This is a genomic window from Allobosea sp. RIT-PG3_2, from assembly GCF_057321085.1.
On record NZ_JBXWCA010000003.1, the window covers coordinates 576,130 to 596,657 of the forward strand.

Sequence of the window (20,528 nt, forward strand, 5' to 3'; positions counted from 1 at the left end):
GATGACCCAGCCTCAGATTCTCTCCGTTCTCCTCGTCGCCGGCATGATGGCGGCCTTCCTGTGGGGCCGCCTGCGCTACGACATCGTCGCGATGCTGGCGCTGCTGCTCGGCGTCTCGCTCGGATTGGTCCCGACCGCGGACGCCTTCAAGGGCTTTTCGGACGACATCGTCATCATCGTCGGCAGCGCGCTGGTGCTGAGCGCCGCCGTGGCGCGCTCCCGTATCATCGAGCGGCTGTTCGCCAGGCTCGGCTCGCACCTGAGCTCGACACAGCTGCAGGTGCCGCTGCTCGTCTTCATGGTCGCCATCATGTCGGCGATCATCAAGAACATCGGCGCGCTCGCGATGATGCTGCCGATCGCTTATCAGCTCGCGCGCAAGGACGGGAAATCGCCTTCGGTCTTCCTGATGCCGATGGCCTTCGGCTCCCTGCTCGGCGGCATCGTCACGCTGGTCGGCACCTCGCCGAACGTCATCGTCGCGCGTGTGCGGCAGGAGCTTGGCGGCGAGCCCTTCCGGATGTTCGATTTCGCTCCCGTCGGCATTGTCGTGGCGCTGGCGGGCTGCATCTTCCTCAGCGTCGGCTACCGTCTGCTGCCGCGCGACCGGCGCGGCGCGGTCTCGCTCGATCAGGCGATCGACATCAAGGATTATCTCACCGAGGCGAAGCTCGGCGAGAAGTCGCCGCTCGCCGGCAGGACGGTCGCCGACCTCAAGGCCATCGCCGGCAGCGGCGCCGAAATCGTCTCGATCCTGCGCAACGAGCGGCGCGTGCAGGCGCCGCTGCCGGATGCGGGCCTGCGGGCCGGCGACATCCTGCTGCTGCGCGGCGACGCCGCCGTGCTCGAGCGCGTCGTCGCGGAAGGCGGGCTCGATCTCATCGGCAAGGACCGCCCGACGCAGAAGGGCGACGCGCTCGACCCCGACCGCATCGCCGAGGCGATCGTCGGGCCGGATTCGGTGCTCATTGGTCAGTCGGCCGGCGACATGGCGCTGCACAGCCGTTTCGGCGTCAACATGCTGGCGATCAGCCGTTCCGGCGAGCGCTTCAGCCAGCGGCTGCGCGACATCAGGCTGCGAGCCGGCGACATCGTCGTCATCCAGGGCGACGAGAAGCTCCTGCCGGAGAAGCTCTCGGAACTGGCGCTGCTGCCGCTTGCCGACCGGCTCGTGCCGCTGGGCTCGACACGCCGCGTGGTGCTGACCGTGACGATCGTGCTGGCGGCCATCATAGCTCTCGCCGCCGGCTTGGCCCCTGTGCCGCTCGTCTTCTTCGCGGCGGCTGTCCTGCTGATCGCCTGCCGCTGCGTGCCGCTGCGCGAGGCTTATCAGAGCATCGACGCGCCTATCCTGCTCATGCTGGCAGCGCTGATCCCGGTCAGCGACACCTTGCGCAGCACGGGCACCACCGATCTCTTCGCCTCCTGGCTCGCCACGATCGGCGGCGGGTTGCCCGGCTGGGCCTCGGTCGCGCTGATCCTGGTGGCGGCGATGGCGGTGACGCCCTTCCTCAACAACGCCGCGACGGTGCTGGTCATGGCGCCGATCGGCGCGGGATTCGCCAAAAATCCTGGCTACAATCCCGATGCCTTCCTGATGGCGGTGGCCATCGGCGCCGCGTGCGACTTCCTCACGCCGATCGGCCACCAGTGCAACACGCTGGTGATGGGGCCGGGCGGCTATCGCTTCAGCGACTATGCCCGTCTCGGCGCCCCGCTTTCGCTCATCGTCATCCTGCTGGCCGTGCCGATGATCCTGCTGGTCTGGCCCCTGCGCTGACGGAACACTGTCGGAAATCGCCGCCCGCTACAGCCAGCCATTGCGCTTGAAGCGCCAGTACAGGATGGCGCAGGACGTGACGATGACCGAGAGCACGGCGTAGTAGCCATAGTGCAGCTCGAGTTCCGGCATGTTCTTGAAATTCATGCCGTAAACGCCCGCGACCGCAGTCGGGACCGCCAGAATGGCGGCCCATGACGCCAGCCTCTTGGTGATCGCATTCTCCTGCCCCTGGCCGACGAGCAGGCTCGCTTCGAAAGCGAAGGCCAGCACCTCGCGCAAACTGTCGATCTTCTCCTGCACGGTACGCACATGGTCGGTGACGTCCCGAAACATCGGCGCGAGCGTCGGCCGCACCTGCGGCACGCTGCCATTGGTCAGCCGCTGGCAGACATCGACCAGCGGTGCGATGGCGTTGCGCAGGCGCAGCAGGTCGCGCCTGAGCATGTAGAGCCGCTCGATATCGGCGCGCGCCATTGGCCTGGCGAGGACCATGTCCTCGATCTCCTCGACCTCTTCATGGATCGCCTCGAGCACCGGCATGTAGTTGTCGACGATGAAATCGAGGATCGCGTAGAGGATGAAGTCCTCGCCCTTCGCCAGCGAGGTCGGGCAGGTTTCCCAGTGCTGCCGGACCGATGTGTACGAGGTCGAGGCACCGTGGCGCACACTGACGATGTAGCCGCGGCCGACGAAGATATGCGTCTCGCCGAAGGCGATGCGGCCCTCGATCAACTGCGCGGTGCGCGCCACTACGAACAGGGCGTCGCCATATTGCTCAAGCTTCGGGCGCTGATGGGCGTTCGTCGCGTCCTCGACAGCGAGTGGATGCAGGTTGAACTGCTGCTGCACGCATTTGAGCAGGGCGGCTTCGGGCTCCAGCAGCCCGATCCAGACGACATGGCCGTCCTTCTGCGCCCAGTCCCCCGCTTCCTCCACCGGGATGTCGGCGATGCGGACGCCATGGGCATAGACGCTCGATGCGACGACGCCGGCCGCATGGACGTGGCCCGGTTCGGCGGCAGCGTCGCGGGGCCCTTGTTCCGGAGCCGCCGAAGCGGCGAACCTGACATTCGAGACTGCCATGCGACCACCTCGTCGATCGCGGGATAACCAAAGGGCAGGCTAGAACTGTTGCAGCCCGGTGGAAATCACTTTTCTGGCAAAATGACCCGGGTGCCGGCGGGTCTGTCGGCTCTTACGCCAGCACCTTCGACATGACCTGCTTGAGGCTGGCATCGTCCCGCTCCAGCCAGCCCGGCACCGGCAGGTCTTTCGAGCGCAGGAATTCCGGGTTGAACAGCTTCGACTGGTAGCGCGTGCCGTAGTCGCAGAGCACCGTCACGATGGTGTGGCCGGGACCCATCTGCTTCGCCAGCCGAATCGCGCCGGCGACGTTGATGCCGGACGAGCCGCCGAGACAGAGTCCCTCGTGCTCCAGGAGATCGAAAACGATCTGCACCGCCTCCGCATCCGGGATCTGGAAGGCGGCATCGACAGCCAGGCCTTCGAGGTTGGCGGTGATCCGCCCCTGGCCGATGCCCTCGGTGATCGACGAGCCTTCCGATTTGAGCACGCCGCTCGTGTAATAGGAGTAGAGCGCCGCGCCCATCGGGTCGGCGAGCCCGATCATCACCTTCGGATTGCGCGCCTTGAGGGCGACGCCGACGCCAGCGAGCGTGCCGCCCGAGCCGACGGCGCAGATGAAGCCGTCGACCTTGCCGGCCGTCTGATCCCAGATCTCCGGGCCGGTCGTGTCGATATGGCCCTGACGATTGGCGGTATTGTCGAACTGGTTGGCCCAGACGGCGCCGTTGGGCTCGGTCTTGGCCAGCTCTTCGGCGAGCCGGCCGGAAACCTTCACATAGTTGTTCGGGTTGGCGTAGGGCGCGGCCGGCACCTCGACCAGCGTCGCGCCGGCGAGCCGCAGCATGTCCTTCTTTTCCTGGCTCTGCGTATCGGGGATGACGATCACCGAGCGATAGCCGAGCGCGTTGCCGACGAGCGCGATGCCGATGCCGGTATTGCCCGCCGTGCCCTCGACGATGACGCCGCCCGGCTTGAGCTGCCCCTTTGCCTCGGCGTCGCGGATGATGGCGAGCGCGGCGCGATCCTTCACCGACTGACCGGGATTCATGAACTCGGCCTTGCCGAGGATGGCGCAGCCGGTCTCCGCCGAAGCGCGCGCGAGCTTGATGAGCGGGGTGTTGCCGATGGCTTCGATGACGCCGTCGCGGATGGTCATGGCGAAATTTCCCAATTCGTCCTCGACCTGATAGGCGAAAGCTTCGTTCAGGTCATCATCGAGCCGGCCGACTGCCGGAGGTAGGAAGAATGCCCGCCGCCAAAACCGATCAGCAGCAGGCTTCCACCGGCAAGCTCGCGATGAACGAGATTCTCGTCATCGATCGCCTCGGCCAGCGCGGCGATGGCGTCGTGCAGGCGTCTTCCGGCCAGGTCTTCGTGCCCTACGCGTTGCCGGGCGAGACGGTGCGTGCCGTGGTCGATGGCGAGCGCGGCCAGCTCGTCGAGATCATCGCGCCCTCCGAATCCCGCATCGCCGCGATCTGCCCGCTCTTCACCCGTTGCGGCGGCTGCGCGGCGCAGCATATGGCGCCCGGCCTCTATCGCGAATGGAAGCGCCAGCAGGTCGTGACGGCACTGAGCCGCGCCGGCGTCGAGGCCCCTGTCGCCGATCTGATCGATGCCCATGGCGAGGGCCGTCGCCGCGTCACCTTCCATGCCCGCCGGCAGGGCGAGGCCATGGTGGTCGGCTTCATGGCGGCGCGCAGCCATGAATTGATCGCCGTCGAAGCCTGCCCGGTTCTGGCGCCGGGGCTGGCGCGGGCGCCGGCCGTCGCGCAGATGCTGGCGAACCGCATGGGCGGAGCGAACAAGCCGCTGGATATCCAGATCACCGCCTCCGAAGCCGGGCTCGATGTCGACATGCGTGGCCATGGCCCGCTCGGCGACAAGCTCAGGCTCGCTTTGACCCAACTCGCGGAACGGCTCGATCTCGCCCGGCTCTCCAACCATGGCGAGATCGTCGTCGAGCGTCGCCCGCCCTTGCAGCATATGGGCAAGGCTTTGGTCGCGCCGGCCGCAGGCGGCTTCCTGCAGGCGACGGCAGCGGGCGAGGAGATTCTGGCCGGGCTCGTCATGGCGGCGCTGCCGAAGGGCAAACGCGTCGCCGATCTCTTCGCCGGCTGCGGCCCGTTCAGCTTCCGCCTCGCCGAGCGCATGCAGGTCCTCGCCATCGAGAGCGACAAGGCGGCGACGCTGGCGCTGAGCCGGGGAGCAGGAGCGACGCAAGGCCTCAAGCCCATCACGACCGAGACGCGCGATCTCTTCCGCCGTCCGCTGCTGGAGCATGAGCTCAACGGCTTCGACGCCATCGTGCTCGATCCGCCGCGTGCCGGTGCGGAGGCCCAGGTCAAGCGGCTGGCGGCCTCGAAGGTCCGGGACGTGATCTACGTCTCCTGCGACGCCGGCAGCTTCGCGCGCGACGCTGCGACGCTGGCTGCGGGCGGATATGCGCTGGAAGGCGTGACACCGGTCGACCAGTTCCGCTATTCCGCCCATGTCGAACTTGTCGGCGTCTTCCGGCGCGGCAAGAAGGGCTGAGGGCAGGGCTTCAGGATGAGTGCAATTCTCGATCGCATGGCCGGTATCATCGGTGCGAAGAACGTCATCACCGATGCCGACGCGATGGTGCCCTATCTCAAGGAGTGGCGCGATCTCTTCCGTGGCAAGGCTCAAGGCATCGTTCGTCCGGGCTCGACGGCTGAGGTTGCCGAGCTGGTGAAGCTCGCGGCCGAGACCGGCACGACGCTGGTGCCGCAGGGCGGCAATACCGGCCTCGTCGGCGGCCAGATCCCGACCGCGGATGGCAGGGAGGTCATCCTCTCGCTGCAGCGCCTCGACAAGGTCCGCACCGTCGACACCGAAGGCGATACGATGATCGTCGAGGCCGGCGTGACCCTGAAGCGGGCGCAGGATGCGGCCGAGGCTGTCGGGCGCCTGTTCCCGCTCTCGCTCGCTTCCGAGGGCTCCTGCACGATCGGCGGCAACCTCGCCACCAATGCCGGCGGCACCGCCGTGCTCGCCTATGGCAATGCCCGCGAACTCTGCATGGGCCTGGAAGTGGTGCTGCCGGACGGCCGCATTTGGAACGGGCTGCGCCAGCTCCGCAAGGACAACACCGGCTACGATCTGAAGAACCTCTTCATCGGCGCCGAAGGCACGCTCGGCATCATCACGGCCGCCGTGCTCAAGCTCTTCCCGCTGCCGGCGGCGCGCGCCACGGCCTTCCTCGCCGTGCCCAGCCCGGAAGCGGCGCTGGAGCTGCTGAACGATGCCAAGGCGGGCGCGGGCGGCACGCTCACCACCTTCGAGCTGATGCCGCGCGTCGGGCTCGAATTCGTCCTGCGCCACGCCTCAGGCGCGCGCGACCCGCTCTCCGAGCCGTCGCCATGGTATGTGCTGATGGAGGTTTCGGCTCAAGTTGCCGCCGGGCTCGACGAGCATGTCGAGGCCTTCCTCGGCGAGGCCCTGGAGAAGGGCATCGTCACCGACGCGGCGCTCGCCGGCTCGCTGACCCAGCGCGCCGATTTCTGGAAGCTGCGCGAGATGATGTCGGAGGTGCAGACCTATGAGGGCGGCTCGATCAAGCACGACGTTTCCGTGCCGATCCATGCCACGCCGGAGTTTCTGAAGCGCGCCATCGCGGTGGTGGAGGCGATGGTGCCGGGCTGCCGGCCGGTGCCTTTCGGCCATCTCGGAGACGGCAACATCCATTTCAACATCAGCCAGCCCGTGGGCGCCGACAAGGCCGCCTATCTTGCCCGCTGGAGCGAGATGAACGAGGCGGTGCATGCCATCGTCACGGAGCTGCATGGCTCGATTTCGGCCGAGCACGGCATCGGCCGCCTCAAGCGCGATCTGTTGCCGGGCGTGAAGGATCCGGTCGAGCTCGATCTGATGCGCACGCTGAAGAAGACGCTCGACCCGAAAGGGATTCTGAACCCGGGCTCGGTGCTGGCGCAGGGCTGAGCCCGCTGGGCGCACCTCATGCTCGGGCTTGGCCCGAGCATCTCCTGCCGAAGGAGGTTCCAGCGCCTCGTTCAGCCGGAGGTCCCCGGGTCTACGCTTCGCTCCGCCCGAGAATGACGGCAGCTTAATGAGCAGCCTGCCGCGCGCAAATACTCCTCCGAGCCTCTCTGCCTAAAAAAATGGCAGGACCAGTCTTCCGCCTGATTGACCGCTTTTCGCCGCGTCTCTAGCCTTCGGCCCATAAAGAAAACATGAGGGGTTGGCTGGAATGATCGGCGTGGCGCGGATGCTGTCGAATTGCGCATGGGCGAAGGGCTTTGGGCCGACGCGGCGCGGCCTTGTCGGCGCGGCTTTGGTCGGAGCGGCTGCGTTGGCCGGCGCGATGCCCGCGGCCGCCCAGACCCCGATCAAGTTCACGCTGGACTGGGTCTTCCAGGGGCCGACCTCGCCCTTCCTCGTCGCGCTCGACAAGGGTTACTACAAGGCCGAGGGGCTCGACGTCACGATGGATCCCGGCCAGGGCTCGGCCGGCGCCGTCCAGCGCGTCGCCACAGGCGCTTACGACATCGGCTTCGCCGACGTGAACTCGCTGATCGAGTACAACGCCAAGAACGCCGGCAAGGAGATCCTCTGCGTCTTCATGGCCTATGATTTCCCGCCCTTCGGCGTCCATGCGCTGAAGAAGAGCGGCATCGCCAAGCCGGCCGATCTCGCCGGCAAGAAGCTCGGCGCCCCCGTCTTCGACGCCTCCTTCCGGCTGTTCCCGGCCTTCGCCAAGAAGGTGGGGCTCGACGCCGCGAGCGTCCAGCACGTCAACCTGACGCCGCAGCTGCGCGAGCAATCGCTGGTCCAGGGCACGGTCGATTTCATCTCCGGCCACTATTTCTCGTCGATCCTCGACCTGAAGGCGCGCGGCGTGAAGGCGGAGGACGTCGTCTCGTTCAACTATTCCGACTTCAAGATGGACGTGTACGGCAACGGCATCATCGTCTCGCCGGCGCTGGCGGCGAAGCCCGAGGTCGTCACCGGCTTCCTGCGCGCCACCGCCAAGGCCTGGAAGGAGGTCGCCGCCAATCCGGCGCTCGGCATCGCCGCCGCCAAGAAGCGCGACCCGCTGATCGATGAGAAGCTGGAAACCGAGCGCCTCGACATGTCGCTGAGGCTGAACGTGCTGACGCCCTTCGTGAAGGAGAACGGCATGGGCGATGTCGAGCCGGCCCGCTTCGCCCGCTCGGTCAAGGACGTCGCCGAAGCCTTCGGCCTGCCTGCGGCTCCCGAGCCGGACAAGGTCTTCACCGGCAAGTTCCTGCCGCCGAAGGCCGAGCGGATGGTCGCGCCCTGACCGCTGCCGTCATGGCCGGGCCTGCCCGGCCATCTCCTTGGAGCCCTTCCTTCCCGAGATTCTCGGGGCAAGCCCGAGAATGACGCCCGGATGGCCGTGACAACAGAACCGCCTCTCGTCGAGCTGCGTCAGGTGAGCCTCGCCTATGGCAGCGGCCCTTCGCGCATGCAGGCGCTGGAGGATGCGACGCTCTCCATCGCCAAGGGCGAGTTCATCGCCGTGGTCGGGCCTTCCGGCTGCGGCAAGTCGACCCTGATGAAGCTCGTCACCGGGCTGCTGCCGCCCACCGGCGGCGAGGTCCGCGTCCACGGGCAGCTGGTCAAGGGTCCGATCCGCGGCGTCGGCATGGCCTTCCAGGCGCCGACGCTGATGCCCTGGCGCACGACGCTCGACAACATCCTGCTGCCGCTCGAGGTCGTCGAGCCGCATAAGCGGCGCTTCCGCGCCAACAAGGCCGAATATGTCGCGCGCGTCGAGGCGCTGCTGGCCTCGGTCGGCCTCGGCGGCTTCGGCGAGAAATACCCGTGGCAGCTCTCGGGCGGCATGCAGCAGCGCTCCAGCCTGTGCCGGGCGCTCATCCACGACCCCGACATCCTGATGCTCGACGAGCCCTTCGGCGCGCTCGACGCCTTCACGCGCGAGGAGCTCTGGGGCGTGATGCAGAAGCTCTGGATGGAGCGCCGCTTCACCGCCGTGCTCGTCACGCACGACCTGCGCGAGGCGGTCTATCTCGCCGACACCGTCTATGTGATGAGCCGCCGCCCAGGGAAGATCGTCAAGATCCGCAGGATCGAGCTGCCCCGCCCGCGCACGCTGGAGACAACCTTCACGGTCGAGTTCGTCGACATCGTCCACGAGCTGCGCGAGCGCATCCATCTGGAGCATGCGTGACCATGACCTATGATCATGGACGCTTGCCGTCATTCCGGGGCGCCGCGTCAGCGGCGAGCCCGGAACCCATGAACACGCCGCTGCTTGATCAAGCGCGACGGCGATTTGCGCCTGCTCCGGCTTCCACGGTGTTCATGGGTTCCGGGCTCATGCCTGCGGCATGTCCCGGAATGACGGAGTAGTCCGATGACCGAGACGCAAAGGCGCCTGCTGCTGGTCGCAATGCCCTGGCTCGCCATGATCGGCCTGCTGCTGATCTGGGAGCTGGCCTGCATCGTCTTCGATGTGCCGGAGATTCTGGCGCCGCGCCCCACGCGGATCATCGAGACGATGATCCTGCGCTGGGACATCCTGCTGCGCTTCTGCCTGGAGACGCTCTGGACCACCCTGATCGGCTTCGCGCTGGCGATCGGTTTCGGCCTGCTGCTCGGCCTCGCCATCGGCGCCTCGCCCTTCGTCTATTCGGGTCTCTATCCGCTGCTGATCGCCTTCAACGCGATCCCGAAGGTGGCCATCGTACCGATCCTGATGATCTGGGTCGGCGTCGGCGCCTTGCCGGCGGTGATCACCGCCTTCGTCATCTCCTTCTTCCCCATCGTCGTGAACGTCGCCACGGGGCTCGCCACCATCGAGCCCGAGATGCGCGACGTGATGCGCTCGCTCGGCGCGAGCCAATGGCAGATCCTGACCAAGGTCGGCGTTCCCCGCGCCATGCCCTATCTCTTTGCCAGCCTGAAGGTCGCGGTGACGCTCGCCTTCGTCGGCTCGGTGCTGTCCGAGACGGTCGGCGGCAATCGCGGCATCGGCTTCCTGATGCTCTCGGCCGGGGCGCGCAACGACGCGCCGACGACCTTCGCCGGCCTGTTCTCCATCGCCATCATGGGCATGGCGCTCTATGCGCTCTGCGCCCTGGTCGAGCGGCGGATGACCCGCTGGGCCTTCCGCGGCGAGATCGTCGCCTGAGATTTCCCGGCTGGGCTGCCCTTGGAGCCGCCCCGTCATTTCGTGGCATGGCGAAGCCATGAGCCCGAACCCAGAACCGATGCACGCCATCGTAACGCGGGCTGGTCGTCTACATCTTCTCGATGAGCGGCATCGGTTCTGGGTTCCGGGCTCGATCCTTCGGATCGCCCTGGAATGACGGGGAGATTCCCCGCAAAATGCCCTACGGCGTCGCGACGTAGCCGTCGCGGCGCGGATCGGCGGCCCCGGTGAAGATGCCGGTCGCCGGATCGACCGCAACCGCCTGCATGCCGCCGCAGCGCATCGTCCAGCCGACATCGAAAGCCCTGGCGTCGTGCCCGCGCCGGACGAGCTCGGCGATGGTCTCGGGCGCGATCCGGTTCTCGATCTCGACGAGGCGCCCATCCCAGAGCCGGGCACGGGGCGCCTCTATCGCGTCCTGCAGCGGCAGGCCGAAGGCGAGATGTTGCACCATGGCCTGCGCCTGCGTCTGCATGATGCCGTAGCTGCCGGGCGTGCCGAGCGCGAGCACCGGCTTGCCGTCCTGGGTCGAGATGGACGGAGACATGCACATCGGCAGCGCGTCGCCGGGCTTGGAGCGGTTTGGGCTGTGCGGCTGCACATCCGCCCAGTAGAGGAAGTTGTTGAGGCACAGGCCAGTGCCCGGCACGACCACGCCGCTGCCGAAAGGGCTGCCGAGGCTCTGCGTGATGCAGATCAGGTTGCCCTCGCTGTCGGCGATCGAGAACGAGGTCGTGTGCGCCGGATCCTCGTTCTCCTGCGGTGTCCACTGCTCGGTCGGCCCGGTCACCGGCCTGCCGTCTGTGAGACGCTTGCGCAACTGCTCGACTGAGGCGTCGGACAGCATCTCGGCAAGCTTCTCCGGGCTCGGATTGTTGTGGGCGATGCGCTCACCGGCGGCGAGGCGGATCGCGCGGTAGACGAGGTCGAGATGATCGGGCCCATCCTTCGGCAGGGCCGCGAGATCGAGCCCGTCGAGGAGGCGCAGCGTCAGCAGGAACTGGAAGCCCTCGCAGGACGGCGGCGGCACATGCACGGAAAGCCCGCGATAGGAAGCCGCCAGCGGCTCGCGCCAGACCGTCTTCACCGCAGCGAGGTCGGCCATGGTCAGCGAGCCGCCGAGCGCCTGCAGATGCGCGACGACGCGCTCACCCAGCGCGCCGCGGTAGAAATGATCGGGTCCCTTCTCGGCGATCTCGCTCAACGTCCTGGCAAGATCGGACTGGACCAGCAGCGAGCCGAGATGCAGCGTCTCGCCGCCGGGCTGATAGTTCGCGGACCAGGCTGGATAGAGAGCGGGATAGGTCTTCAGCAGCGGGTCGTTCTCCTCGAACTCCGCGGCGCCGAACTCGGCCAGCGCGAAACCGTCCCGCGCCAGAGCGATCGCCGGCGCGAAGACATCAGGCAGCGACTTGCGGCCATAGCTCTTCACGAGCTCGCACCAGCCGGCGAGATTGCCGGGGGAGGCGACGGCGAGCGCGCCGCGCTCGAGGTCCGTGCGCTTGCTGAAGCGCCCGGCCGGGAAGCTCGCAGGCACCGGCGGCACGAAATCGAGCACGCGCACGCGCTGCTCGGCCGCGACCCACATCGTCGCGAAGCCCATCCCGGCGAGGCCCGACATGAAGGGTTCGACGACGTTGAGTGCGGCGGCGGTCGCGGCGGCGGCATCGAAGGCGTTGCCGCCCTGCGCCAGGACGCGCGCGCCGGCCTGTGCCGCCAGTGGATGGGCCGCGGCGACCATGCCGTGGCGGGAGGTCATGGTGGGGCGGCGGCCGTGCATGCTTCGTCTCCTCGTCGTCTTCTGTGACGATCAGAGCATGATTCCGGCCTTAGAACAGGCTGCCCTGCCCATCATCGGCGGGAGGCCGGGCCGCTTTGCGCGCATGACGCTTCGGCTCTTCGCTCGGTTCGGGTCGAGGCAGGTCGGCGAGAGGCAGCTGTACCTCCGGCGCGTCGTTGGCGACCTTGTTGACGGTGCTGCCGATGGCGATGGCCTCCAGAAGATCGTCCGGCGGCGGCTTCAGCAACCGGGCCGTCTGCTGCGGGGTGCTCTGAGGATCGAGCCAGGCGTCATGGTCATCAGGGTCCAGGATGATCGGGCTGCGGTGATGGATCGGTGCCATCAGTCCATTGGCGGGTCCGGTCATCATCGCCACCGTGTCGATCTCGGAACCATCCGGCGAATTCCAGGTCTCCCATAGCGCGGCGAAGGCGAAGAAGCCGCGATCCGGCCGGCGGAACAGGAAGGCCTCGTTCTGCGCCTGGCGGCCGGAGCCGCTGCGCCGCCATTCATAGAAGGCATCGGCCGGCAGCAGGCAACGCCTGCGCGTCAGCGCGTTGCGGAAGGAGGGCTTCTCGGCTGCGCTCTCGCTGCGCACATTGATGACGAGCGGGAAATCCTTGGCGTCCCGGACCCAGCCTGGGATGAAGCCCCAGCGCATCAGCAGGAAGCGCCGCGCCCCGTCATGTGGCAGCACGACAGGAATCGGCTGCGTCGGTGCGATATTGTAGCGCGGCGGGAAATTCGGCTGCTCGCGATAGCCGAAGGCCTCGCGCATAGCTTCAGGGGGCAGGGTGATCGCATAGCGTCCGCACATGCCGGCTGTTTACGGCGAGACGAGGCGGTCAGATCAACACTTTCTTTCCGGTTGGCCAAACATAGTCGCCCCGATTCGGGGCAGAAGATGAGCGCCATCGCGACGAATGTGCCGGTCGATGCGCCGGCAAACCGGGCCGGAAGCGTCGACGCACCCCGTCTGTCGACCGATTTCCTCAACCGCTACAGCGAAGCCCTGATGCTCATCGAGATGGCGGCGCTGGATGACACCGTCCTCGCCGATCTCCACGCCTGGCACAGCATCAGCTATCGCGAGCATTTCCGCTCCTCTCAGCTGCGCTGTGCGGCCTCGGCGCTCGCGGCCTATGACCGGGTCGATCCCGTCCGGGCAAGGGCTTTCGAGGATATCTGCCTGTCGATGACCCGGCTGGTGCGGACAGTGTGCGCGCTTCTGACCGAAAAGCCGCAGCCGCCGGAGTTGCCGATGATCATCGAGGTGGCCGGCGAGGCCCTGCGCCGGCAGATCGGCCGCGCGACGCAGTTCATCAACGCCAACGGCATGATCGACATTGCCATCTTCGAGGACGCCGCCCTGCAGGAGGAGATCGACGCGCTGCTCGCGCGTTGATCAGGGCTTGCGCCGCGCTCCGACGAGAAACTCGCGATTGCCGTCGCCGCCTTCGATCGGGGAGGGGATCGGTCCTTCGACGGTGAAGCCCAGCGTGCCGAGCAGCGCGACGATGTCGTCGCAGACTTGCTGCTGAATCGCCTCGTCCCGGACGATGCCCTTCTTGAGCGCCGCCCGTCCGGCCTCGAATTGCGGCTTGATCAGCGCCGCGATCCCGGCTTGCGGCGCGAGCAGGGCCGCAACCGCCGGCAGAACGAGCTTGAGCGAGATGAAGCTGACATCGATGGCGGCGAGGGCTGGGTGCTCCGGCAGTGCCTCCGGCGCCAGCGTGCGAATGTCCTGACCTTCGAGACTGGTCACCCGCGGATCGGCGCGCAGCGAGGCGTGGAGCTGGTCGCGCCCGACATCGACGGCCACGACATGGCGTGCGCCGCGCTTCAGCAGCAGATCGGTGAAGCCGCCGGTCGACGACCCGACATCCAGGCAGACCTGCCCGGCCGGATCGAAGCCGAAGGCATCGAGCGCGCCGGCGAGCTTCAGGCCGCCGCGCGAGACGTAAGGATGCGGCGCCTCGGCCGTCAGCGCGGCATCCCGCGCCACCATCTCCGAAGCCTTGCGCACCGGCTGACCATTGGCGCTGACCAGCCCGGCCGCGATCGCAGCCTGCGCCCGCGCCCGGCTCTCGAAGAAGCCGCGCTCGACGAGCAACTGGTCCGCACGGCTCTTCATCGCGATCCGCCCGCGCCGGCGCGGCTTTCTCTCCAGCCCTCATCCTGAGGAGCCATTTCGCCAGAAATGGCGTCTCGAAGGATGCTCCAGATGGTTCCGGAGTTTCCTGGAGCATCCTTCGAGACGCGATCCTCCGGATCGCTCCTCAGGATGAGGGCTGAAGGGGGCGAGACCACTGCCATGGCTGTCGGCCTGAATCAGGCGCGCTTGACGACGCTTGGCGCTCCGAGCGCGCCATCGACGGCCGCGACGATGCCGCCGGCGTCGAGCCCAGCGGCGGCATACATCGTGTCGGGCTTGTCATGGTCCTGGAAGACGTCCGGCAGCGTCAGCGTCCGCACCTTCAAGCCGGTATCGAGCGCGCCGTTGCGGGCGAGCAGATGCAGCACATGGCTGCCGAAGCCGCCGACCGAGCCTTCCTCGATCGTGATCAGGATCTCGTGCTCGCGGGCAAGCTTGAGGATCAGCGACTCGTCGAGCGGCTTGGCGAAGCGCGCATCCGCGACCGTGGTCGAAAGCCCGCGTTGCGCCAGCAGATCGGCCGCCTTCAACGCTTCGGCAAGGCGCGTGCCCAGCGACAGCAGCGCGATCCGCGTTCCCTCCCGCACGATGCGGCCCTTGCCGATCTCCAGGGGCATGCCGACGTCGGGAATTTCGACGCCGACGCCCTCGCCGCGCGGATAGCGGAAGGCGATCGGCCCTTCGTCGTAGGCTGCGGCGGTCGCGACCATATGGGTCAGCTCCGCCTCGTCGGCCGCGGCCATCACCACCATGTCGGGCAGGCAGGCGAGATAGGCGACGTCGAAAGAGCCGGCATGGGTCGCGCCATCGGCGCCGACGAGCCCGGCCCGGTCGAGCGCGAAGCGCACCGGCAGCTTCTGGATCGCCACGTCATGGACGATCTGGTCGTAGGCGCGCTGCATGAAGGTCGAGTAGATCGCGACGAAGGGCTTGTAGCCTTCGGTGGCGAGCCCGGCCGCGAAGGTCACCGCGTGCTGCTCGGCGATGCCGACATCGAAGGTGCGGCCGGGAAATTCCTTGCCGAAGGCATCGAGCCCGGTGCCGGACGGCATGGCGGCGGTGACGGCGACGATCTTGTCGTCCTCCCGCGCCTCCTTCATCAGGGCATTGGCGAAGACGCCGGTATAGCTCGGCGCATTCGCCGGGGCCTTGGCCTGCAGGCCGGTGACGGGGTCGAACTTGACGACGCCGTGATACTTGTCGGCGCTGGCCTCGGCCGGGGCGTAGCCCTTGCCCTTCTGCGTCACGACATGGACGAGGATCGGCCCGTTGCCGGCGTCGCGGACATTGCGCAGCACCGGCAGCAGATGGTCGAGATTATGCCCGTCGATCGGCCCGACATAGTAGAAGCCGAGCTCCTCGAACATCGTCCCGCCCGTCCAGAAACCGCGGGCATATTCTTCGGTGCGCCTGGCCTTGTCGTGGAAGAAGCGCGGCAGCCTCTCGGCGAGCTGCTTGGCGACCTCGCGCAGCGAGCGATAGGTCCGGCCCGAGACGAGCCGCGCGAGATAAGCCGACATCGCGCCGACCGGCGGCGCGATCGACATGTCGTTGTCGTTGAGGATGACGATCAGGCGCGAGCCGAGCGCGCCGGCATTGTTCATCGCCTCATAGGCCATGCCTGCCGACATCGCGCCGTCGCCGATCACGGCGATGACATTGTTGCCCTCGCCCTTGAGATCGCGTCCCACGGCCATGCCGAGCCCGGCCGAGATCGAGGTCGAGGAATGGGCGGCGCCGAACGGGTCGTAGGCGCTCTCGGAGCGCTTGGTGAAGCCGGAGAGCCCGCCCGGCTGGCGCAGCGTGCGGATGCGCTCGCGCCGCCCGGTCAGGATCTTGTGCGGATAGGCCTGGTGGCCGACATCCCAGATCAGCCGGTCGCGCGGCGTGTCGAAGACATGGTGCAGCGCGACGGTCAGTTCGACCACGCCGAGCCCCGCGCCGAGATGCCCGCCCGTCACGGAAACGGCGTCGATCGTCTCCAGCCGCAGCTCGTCGGCGACCTGTCGAAGCTGTGCATCGTCGAGCGCCCGCAGATCGGCGGAGTCATGGATCGTGTCGAGGAGCGGCGTGGCGGGGCGGGGCACGAGGGTGTCTGATCCTTCGCTGAGACGATCTGGAAATAGAGCCTGCGCGGCGCGCTGGCAAACGGGGGGTGGGATTCCGCTTCGATTCCCGAAGGGGGTCTCCTCTTCCCACGAAACGGGTGGTTCCGGTGCCGGCAAGGCGTTTCAGTGTCCGCACACCGCTTTCGAGGACACCGTTCGATGCAACCGACCGATACCACACCGCTGCCGGCGGCATTCAGACGCATCGGCTGGTCCAATCTCTTCGCACAGTTCTCGGAGCAGATAGCGCTGGCCGCGGCACCTCTGGCCGCGGTTCTCCTGCTCGCGGCCGGGCCGGCCGAGACAGGCTGGCTGCAGACGGCCCAGACCTTGCCCTTTCTCCTGCTGTCCATTCCCGTCGGGCTGATGGTCGATCGCGCCTCCCGGCGTCGCCTCATGGTCGGCACGGAAGCGTTGCGTGCGGTTTCGCTGCTGGCGATCCCGCTGCTGCTTGCCGCGGGCGGCCTCAACCTGACCTGGCTCGCCGTGCTCGGTGCGCTCGGCGCCGTCGGCACGGTCTGCTACAGCGTGGCGGCGCCGGCCTTCGTTCCCTCGGTGGTGCCGCGCGCGGGGCTTGCCGACGCCAATCGCTGGCTGGAGCTGGCGCGCAGCGCCGCCTATGCTGGCGGACCGGCGCTCGGCGGGGCGCTTGTCGGCTGGATCGGCGTATCGACGGCCTATGGCCTCGCCGCCGGGCTCTCGATCCTCGCCGCGCTCCTGCTGGCCGGCCTGCCGAAGGATGAAGTGCCGTCCGGCCCGCGGCGCGATCTGCTTGATGATCTGAAGGAGGGCGCGCGTTTCGTCGCCGGCCACGACCTGCTCAGGCCGATCCTGATGACGGCGGTCTTCTTCAATATCTCCTGGTTCATCTTCCAGGCGGTCTATGTCGCCTATGCCATTCAGAATCTCGGCCTCAGCGCGACCCAGGTTGGCGTGACGCTCGGCATCTACGGCGCGGGCATGATCGTCGGCGCCGTCCTCGCGCCCGCCATCGCACGGCAGGTTTCCTTCGGGACGCTGATCCTGCTCGGACCATTCGCCGGCCTCTGCGCGGCCGGCGTGATGCTCGCGACGCTCTGGGTTCCGTCGGTTTATCTGGTCGGCGCGAGCTTCTTCCTGTTCGGCGTCGGGCCGATCATCTGGACGATCTCGACGATGACATTGCGGCAGGCGGTGACCCCCAACGCGATGCTCGGCCGCGTGTCGGCCCTGATCATGACGGCGACCTTTGGCGCGCGGCCGGTGGGCGCCGCGATTGGCGCCTCCGTGGCGGCGCATCTCGGCATCTCGGCCTGTCTTGCCCTGGCGACCGCAGGTTTCCTGATCCAATTGCTCGTGATCGGCTTTTCGCGGGTCCCGCGCCTACGGGACATTTCCGAGGCGGCCTGAGCCTGTGGCGCATCCTCTGCCGTCATTCCGGGGCAGGCCGCAGGGCTGAGCCCGGAACCCAGAACCGATGCGGCTATGAGTTCGAGCGATGGCCCCACCGCGTCCTTCTTCGAAGCGGCATCGGTTCTGGGTTCCGGGCTCGATCCTTCGGATCGCCCCGGAATGACGGCGCATAAGCCATCGGTTGGTGTCAAAGGCCGACCGCTTCAGCCCTCGGGCAGCGGGATGAATTCGCTCTCGTCGCCGGGGACGGTATCGAAGCGGCCGGTTTTCCACTCATCCTTGGCCTGCTCGATGCGCTCCTTCGATGAGGAGACGAAGTTCCACCAGATATGGCGCGGCCCGTCCATCGGCTCGCCGCCGACGATCATCACCCGGCTCTGGTCGATGGCGAGGATCGAGATGCGGTCGCCCGGCTTGAAGACGAGGAGCTGGCCGGCGCCGAATTCCTCGCCGGCGATGTCGACCTTGCCCGAGACGATGTAGATCGCGCGCTCGTCATAGTCGGGGTCGAGCGGCAGGATCGCGCCCGGCGACAGCACGGCCTCGGCATAGAGCGCGTCCCAGGGAAACTTCACCGGCGAGGTCTGGCCATAGGCCGAGCCCATGATCAGGCTGATCCGCTTTCCGCCTTCGACGATCCTCGGCAGTTCGGGCGCGCCGTGATGCACGAATTCCGGCGCGACCTCCTCATGCGTCTTCGGCAAGGCGAGCCAAGCCTGGATGCCGTAGAGCTTCGGGCCGGTGGCTCGGGCTTCCATTCCGGTACGCTCGGAATGGACGATGCCGCGCCCGGCCGTCATCAGGTTGACCGCGCCGGGCTTGATGGCGAGCGCCGTGCCGAGCGAGTCGCGATGCATGATCTCGCCGTCGAAGAGATAGGTGACGGTCGAGAGCCCGATATGCGGGTGCGGACGAACGTCGAGCCCCTCGCCGAGATGGAATTCGGCCGGCCCCATCTGGTCGAAGAAGATGAACGGGCCGACCATGCGCTGGCCGATCGCCGGCAAGGCGCGCCGGACCTGGAAGCCGCCGAGATCATGCGTGCGTGGCACGATCACCTTTTCGATCGCCTCGCAGGAGCGGGCATCGCCCAGGATCGGATCATCGGCGGGCAGTTGCGACATGGCGGCCTCCTTGGTCAGGCCGAAGCCTGATCCCGTTCGGGCCGCCGGGCAAGCCGGCAGGTGCAACTGGCCGTTGGCGGGCGCGCAATATCGAGGCGCCCGCGTGGAAGCCGCGCCTCGGGCCGCGTTTAGTTGTCGACGTCGAGCGGCGTGGTGCCCGTCGGCTTGCCGTCGGCGCCGAGCGTGATGCGCTCGATACGGGCTTCGGCCTGCTTCAGCAGCGCGTCGCAACGCGCCTTCAGCGCCTCGCCGCGCGTGTAGATCGCGATCGATTCCTCGAGCGGCACGTCGCCGCGCTCCAGCCGCGCAACGATGCCTTCGAGCTCCTTCATCGCAGCCTCGAAGGGCAGGGCCGCGACATCGGCATTGGAGTTGTCTTGCGTTTTGTCTTGGCTCACGGACCCGATTCCTCTTTGCGGCAAGCTTATCGGCCGGAGCGCGCTCCGCCGCAACCCGGGAATGGATCGAGCGACCGTCGGTTTGACACGGAACCAGGCCGTCATTCCGGGGCGGGCCGCAGGCCCGAGCCCGGAAGCCATGAACACGACGGCAGATCAGATGGTGCTGTCGATCGGCGAGCTTACCCGTCCAGCCGGTGTTCATGGGTTCCGGGCTCTTCGCTGACGCGAAGCCTCGGAATGACCGGGTGGTTCTTGGAAACGCGAATTTACAATAGCCGCCGGATTCAGACCGGCAGCGCGGACGTCTTCTTGATCGTGCGCAGCGTCAGCGTCGACTGCACGCGGGTGACGCCCGGCAGCTGCGTGATGATGTCGGTGTGGATGCGCTCGAAATCGGCGCTGTCGCGATAGATCACGCGCATCAGATAGTCGTGCGCGCCGGCAAGCAGATGGCATTCCAGGATTTCCGGCAGGCTCTGCACGGCCTGCTCGAAGCTCTCCAGCGAGGCGCGGCCCTGCTGGTCGAGCGTGACGAAGACGAAGGCCGTGCCGGGGAAGCCCGCGATCTTGTCGTCGAGCATCATCGCATAGCCGCGGATGAGGCCACTTTCCTCGAGCTGTCGCACGCGCCGCAGGCAGGCCGAGGGCGAGAGATGCACCTTCTCGGCGAGGTCGGAATTGGTGATGCGGCCATCCTGCTGGAGAATCCGCAGGATGGAGCGGTCGCGTGAATCGAGCTCGATCGTCATGGTCACGGTAGAAACCTCCCGCGTGATGCATCGTCGCAAAATTCACGCGATGCAAGCAATCTTCTGCGCCGATATCGAGCCGACGCGCTTCTATCCGCAGCAAGCGTGGCGTGGCGTTGCAGGAATATGCGCAGGCCGAACGGCCCGTTCAGGTCAGCGGCATCGCGAAAGGCGTGCCCTCGAACGCATCGGCGCCGCGTCCGATTCGCTCGATCGCGCGGATCATCCGGCCATCGCGGCCAAGCGTTGCATCGGCGAGAGCGACAAGCCTGACATTAGGCGTCGCCGAAGGGGCGGCGGTCCGCAATGCGTCGGCAACCTCCTCCTCGTCGCGCTCGGGGCTGATGGCGCAGGCCGCGATATAGGCGGCGGCGGTGGAGCGGCTGATGCCTGCCCAACAATGGATCACCATCGGCGCCTCACGGTCCCAATTCCGCACGAAGGCGAGGAAGCGCCCGATATGGTCCTGGCCGGCGAGGACATGGCCGTCCAGGGGCTGGTTGATGTCGGACATGCCGAGAAAGAGATGGCGGCTCTCCGCGATGCCGGCAGGGCGCTCGACGACGGAGCCGACATTGATCAGGGTCACGAGATGGCGGGCGCGGACGGCGGCGACGGTCTCGCTGAGCCTGGATAGCGGGGAAACATGAAGGCTGGGCAAGAGGCCGGCTCCGGGTTCCGCGGCTGGAAACGATGGGACAGACGATAGCATGATCGACAGCGCCGACGTCTCCATGACATGGAAGCCGCAACCCATCGACCTGTCCTGG

General features: G+C 67.3%; 18 protein-coding genes. 8 read left to right on the forward strand and 10 right to left on the reverse strand.

Translation table 11 applies throughout. From position 1 onward, the window contains the following. The first annotated feature begins 1 nt into the window (after position 1). A complete protein-coding gene (locus tag AC2FAN_RS13065; protein WP_485174487.1) occupies positions 2-1,780 on the forward strand; it encodes an SLC13 family permease in 1,779 nt (592 codons plus the stop codon). Positions 1,781-1,807: 27 nt separating this feature from the next. Here the strand turns inward: AC2FAN_RS13065 and corA are convergent, their stop codons facing one another. Beyond that, positions 1,808-2,866 carry a magnesium/cobalt transporter CorA gene (corA, locus tag AC2FAN_RS13070; RefSeq protein ID WP_485174489.1) on the reverse strand — a complete coding sequence of 353 codons (1,059 nt, stop codon included), beginning with the start codon at positions 2,864-2,866 and terminating at the stop codon, positions 1,808-1,810. Positions 2,867-2,978: 112 nt separating this feature from the next. Then, a complete protein-coding gene (locus tag AC2FAN_RS13075) occupies positions 2,979-4,025 on the reverse strand; it encodes a cysteine synthase A (protein WP_485174491.1) in 1,047 nt (348 codons plus the stop codon). An 89-nt stretch (positions 4,026-4,114) separates the two neighbouring features. Here AC2FAN_RS13075 and AC2FAN_RS13080 point away from each other — a divergent pair, with 89 nt between their 5' ends. From AC2FAN_RS13080 to AC2FAN_RS13100, 5 genes are all read left to right on the forward strand, one after another. Beyond that, positions 4,115-5,404 carry a class I SAM-dependent RNA methyltransferase gene (locus tag AC2FAN_RS13080; protein ID WP_485174492.1) on the forward strand — a complete coding sequence of 430 codons (1,290 nt, stop codon included), beginning with the start codon at positions 4,115-4,117 and terminating at the stop codon, positions 5,402-5,404. Between the two features lie 15 nt (positions 5,405-5,419). After that, the gene (locus AC2FAN_RS13085) at positions 5,420-6,832 is read left to right on the forward strand and encodes an FAD-binding oxidoreductase (protein ID WP_485174494.1); all 1,413 of its coding nucleotides are present in this window, start codon (positions 5,420-5,422) and stop codon (positions 6,830-6,832) included. A 268-nt stretch (positions 6,833-7,100) separates the two neighbouring features. Further along, complete coding sequence (locus AC2FAN_RS13090; protein ID WP_485174588.1) at positions 7,101-8,174, forward strand: ABC transporter substrate-binding protein; 1,074 nt, start codon at positions 7,101-7,103, stop codon at positions 8,172-8,174. Between the two features lie 90 nt (positions 8,175-8,264). Beyond that, positions 8,265-9,065, forward strand: a complete 801-nt coding sequence (locus AC2FAN_RS13095) for an ABC transporter ATP-binding protein (protein WP_485174496.1) — start codon at positions 8,265-8,267, stop codon at positions 9,063-9,065. 186 nt (positions 9,066-9,251) lie between these two features. Then, a complete protein-coding gene (locus AC2FAN_RS13100) occupies positions 9,252-10,028 on the forward strand; it encodes an ABC transporter permease (RefSeq protein WP_265052340.1) in 777 nt (258 codons plus the stop codon). 202 nt (positions 10,029-10,230) lie between these two features. On the opposite strand, the gene AC2FAN_RS13105 is transcribed toward AC2FAN_RS13100, so the two are convergent. Further along, positions 10,231-11,829: a gamma-glutamyltransferase family protein gene (locus AC2FAN_RS13105; RefSeq protein ID WP_485174498.1), complete on the reverse strand. Its 1,599-nt coding sequence runs from the start codon at positions 11,827-11,829 to the stop codon at positions 10,231-10,233. Positions 11,830-11,878: 49 nt separating this feature from the next. Further along, positions 11,879-12,646 carry an SOS response-associated peptidase gene (locus AC2FAN_RS13110; protein WP_485174500.1) on the reverse strand — a complete coding sequence of 256 codons (768 nt, stop codon included), beginning with the start codon at positions 12,644-12,646 and terminating at the stop codon, positions 11,879-11,881. Between the two features lie 87 nt (positions 12,647-12,733). Between AC2FAN_RS13110 and AC2FAN_RS13115 the strand changes: the two genes are divergently transcribed. After that, positions 12,734-13,234: a hypothetical protein gene (locus tag AC2FAN_RS13115; RefSeq protein WP_485174502.1), complete on the forward strand. Its 501-nt coding sequence runs from the start codon at positions 12,734-12,736 to the stop codon at positions 13,232-13,234. Here AC2FAN_RS13115 and AC2FAN_RS13120 read toward each other — a convergent pair whose 3' ends face one another. After that, positions 13,235-13,963 (reverse strand): TlyA family RNA methyltransferase, encoded by a 729-nt coding sequence (locus AC2FAN_RS13120; protein ID WP_485174504.1) that lies wholly within the window; start codon positions 13,961-13,963, stop codon positions 13,235-13,237. It abuts the gene before it with no gap. A gap of 197 nt (positions 13,964-14,160) precedes the next feature. Further along, the gene (gene dxs, locus AC2FAN_RS13125; RefSeq protein ID WP_485174506.1) at positions 14,161-16,071 is read right to left on the reverse strand and encodes a 1-deoxy-D-xylulose-5-phosphate synthase; all 1,911 of its coding nucleotides are present in this window, start codon (positions 16,069-16,071) and stop codon (positions 14,161-14,163) included. Between the two features lie 180 nt (positions 16,072-16,251). On the opposite strand from dxs, the gene AC2FAN_RS13130 reads away from it, so the two are divergent. Beyond that, positions 16,252-17,481, forward strand: a complete 1,230-nt coding sequence (locus AC2FAN_RS13130; protein ID WP_485174508.1) for an MFS transporter — start codon at positions 16,252-16,254, stop codon at positions 17,479-17,481. A gap of 206 nt (positions 17,482-17,687) precedes the next feature. Here AC2FAN_RS13130 and AC2FAN_RS13135 read toward each other — a convergent pair whose 3' ends face one another. The 4 genes from AC2FAN_RS13135 to AC2FAN_RS13150 all read right to left on the reverse strand — a co-directional run bounded on the left by AC2FAN_RS13135 (position 17,688) and on the right by AC2FAN_RS13150 (position 20,419). Beyond that, a complete protein-coding gene (locus AC2FAN_RS13135) occupies positions 17,688-18,608 on the reverse strand; it encodes a pirin family protein (RefSeq protein ID WP_476805125.1) in 921 nt (306 codons plus the stop codon). A gap of 128 nt (positions 18,609-18,736) precedes the next feature. Further along, entirely contained in the window at positions 18,737-19,006 is a 270-nt protein-coding gene (locus AC2FAN_RS13140) for an exodeoxyribonuclease VII small subunit (RefSeq protein ID WP_476805126.1), read from the reverse strand. Positions 19,007-19,293: 287 nt separating this feature from the next. Then, positions 19,294-19,758: an Lrp/AsnC family transcriptional regulator gene (locus AC2FAN_RS13145; protein ID WP_173049670.1), complete on the reverse strand. Its 465-nt coding sequence runs from the start codon at positions 19,756-19,758 to the stop codon at positions 19,294-19,296. A gap of 148 nt (positions 19,759-19,906) precedes the next feature. Continuing rightward, on the reverse strand, positions 19,907-20,419 hold the full coding sequence (locus AC2FAN_RS13150) for a tyrosine phosphatase family protein (RefSeq protein ID WP_265052349.1): 513 nt from the start codon (positions 20,417-20,419) through the stop codon (positions 19,907-19,909). Between the last annotated feature and the right edge of the window lie 109 nt (positions 20,420-20,528).

Excerpts from the sequence above, each read along its gene's own strand:
- AC2FAN_RS13065 (WP_485174487.1), top strand. The coding sequence starts at position 2 with ATGACCCAGCCTCAGATTCTCTCCGTTCTCCTCGTCGCCGGCATGATG.
- corA (WP_485174489.1), bottom strand. The coding sequence starts at position 2,866 with ATGGCAGTCTCGAATGTCAGGTTCGCCGCTTCGGCGGCTCCGGAACAA.
- AC2FAN_RS13075 (WP_485174491.1), bottom strand. The coding sequence starts at position 4,025 with ATGACCATCCGCGACGGCGTCATCGAAGCCATCGGCAACACCCCGCTC.
- AC2FAN_RS13080 (WP_485174492.1), top strand. The coding sequence starts at position 4,115 with ATGCCCGCCGCCAAAACCGATCAGCAGCAGGCTTCCACCGGCAAGCTC.
- AC2FAN_RS13085 (WP_485174494.1), top strand. The coding sequence starts at position 5,420 with ATGAGTGCAATTCTCGATCGCATGGCCGGTATCATCGGTGCGAAGAAC.
- AC2FAN_RS13090 (WP_485174588.1), top strand. The coding sequence starts at position 7,101 with ATGATCGGCGTGGCGCGGATGCTGTCGAATTGCGCATGGGCGAAGGGC.
- AC2FAN_RS13095 (WP_485174496.1), top strand. The coding sequence starts at position 8,265 with ATGGCCGTGACAACAGAACCGCCTCTCGTCGAGCTGCGTCAGGTGAGC.
- AC2FAN_RS13100 (WP_265052340.1), top strand. The coding sequence starts at position 9,252 with ATGACCGAGACGCAAAGGCGCCTGCTGCTGGTCGCAATGCCCTGGCTC.
- AC2FAN_RS13105 (WP_485174498.1), bottom strand. The coding sequence starts at position 11,829 with ATGCACGGCCGCCGCCCCACCATGACCTCCCGCCACGGCATGGTCGCC.
- AC2FAN_RS13110 (WP_485174500.1), bottom strand. The coding sequence starts at position 12,646 with ATGTGCGGACGCTATGCGATCACCCTGCCCCCTGAAGCTATGCGCGAG.
- AC2FAN_RS13115 (WP_485174502.1), top strand. The coding sequence starts at position 12,734 with ATGAGCGCCATCGCGACGAATGTGCCGGTCGATGCGCCGGCAAACCGG.
- AC2FAN_RS13120 (WP_485174504.1), bottom strand. The coding sequence starts at position 13,963 with ATGAAGAGCCGTGCGGACCAGTTGCTCGTCGAGCGCGGCTTCTTCGAG.
- AC2FAN_RS13130 (WP_485174508.1), top strand. The coding sequence starts at position 16,252 with ATGCAACCGACCGATACCACACCGCTGCCGGCGGCATTCAGACGCATC.
- AC2FAN_RS13135 (WP_476805125.1), bottom strand. The coding sequence starts at position 18,608 with ATGTCGCAACTGCCCGCCGATGATCCGATCCTGGGCGATGCCCGCTCC.
- AC2FAN_RS13145 (WP_173049670.1), bottom strand. The coding sequence starts at position 19,758 with ATGACGATCGAGCTCGATTCACGCGACCGCTCCATCCTGCGGATTCTC.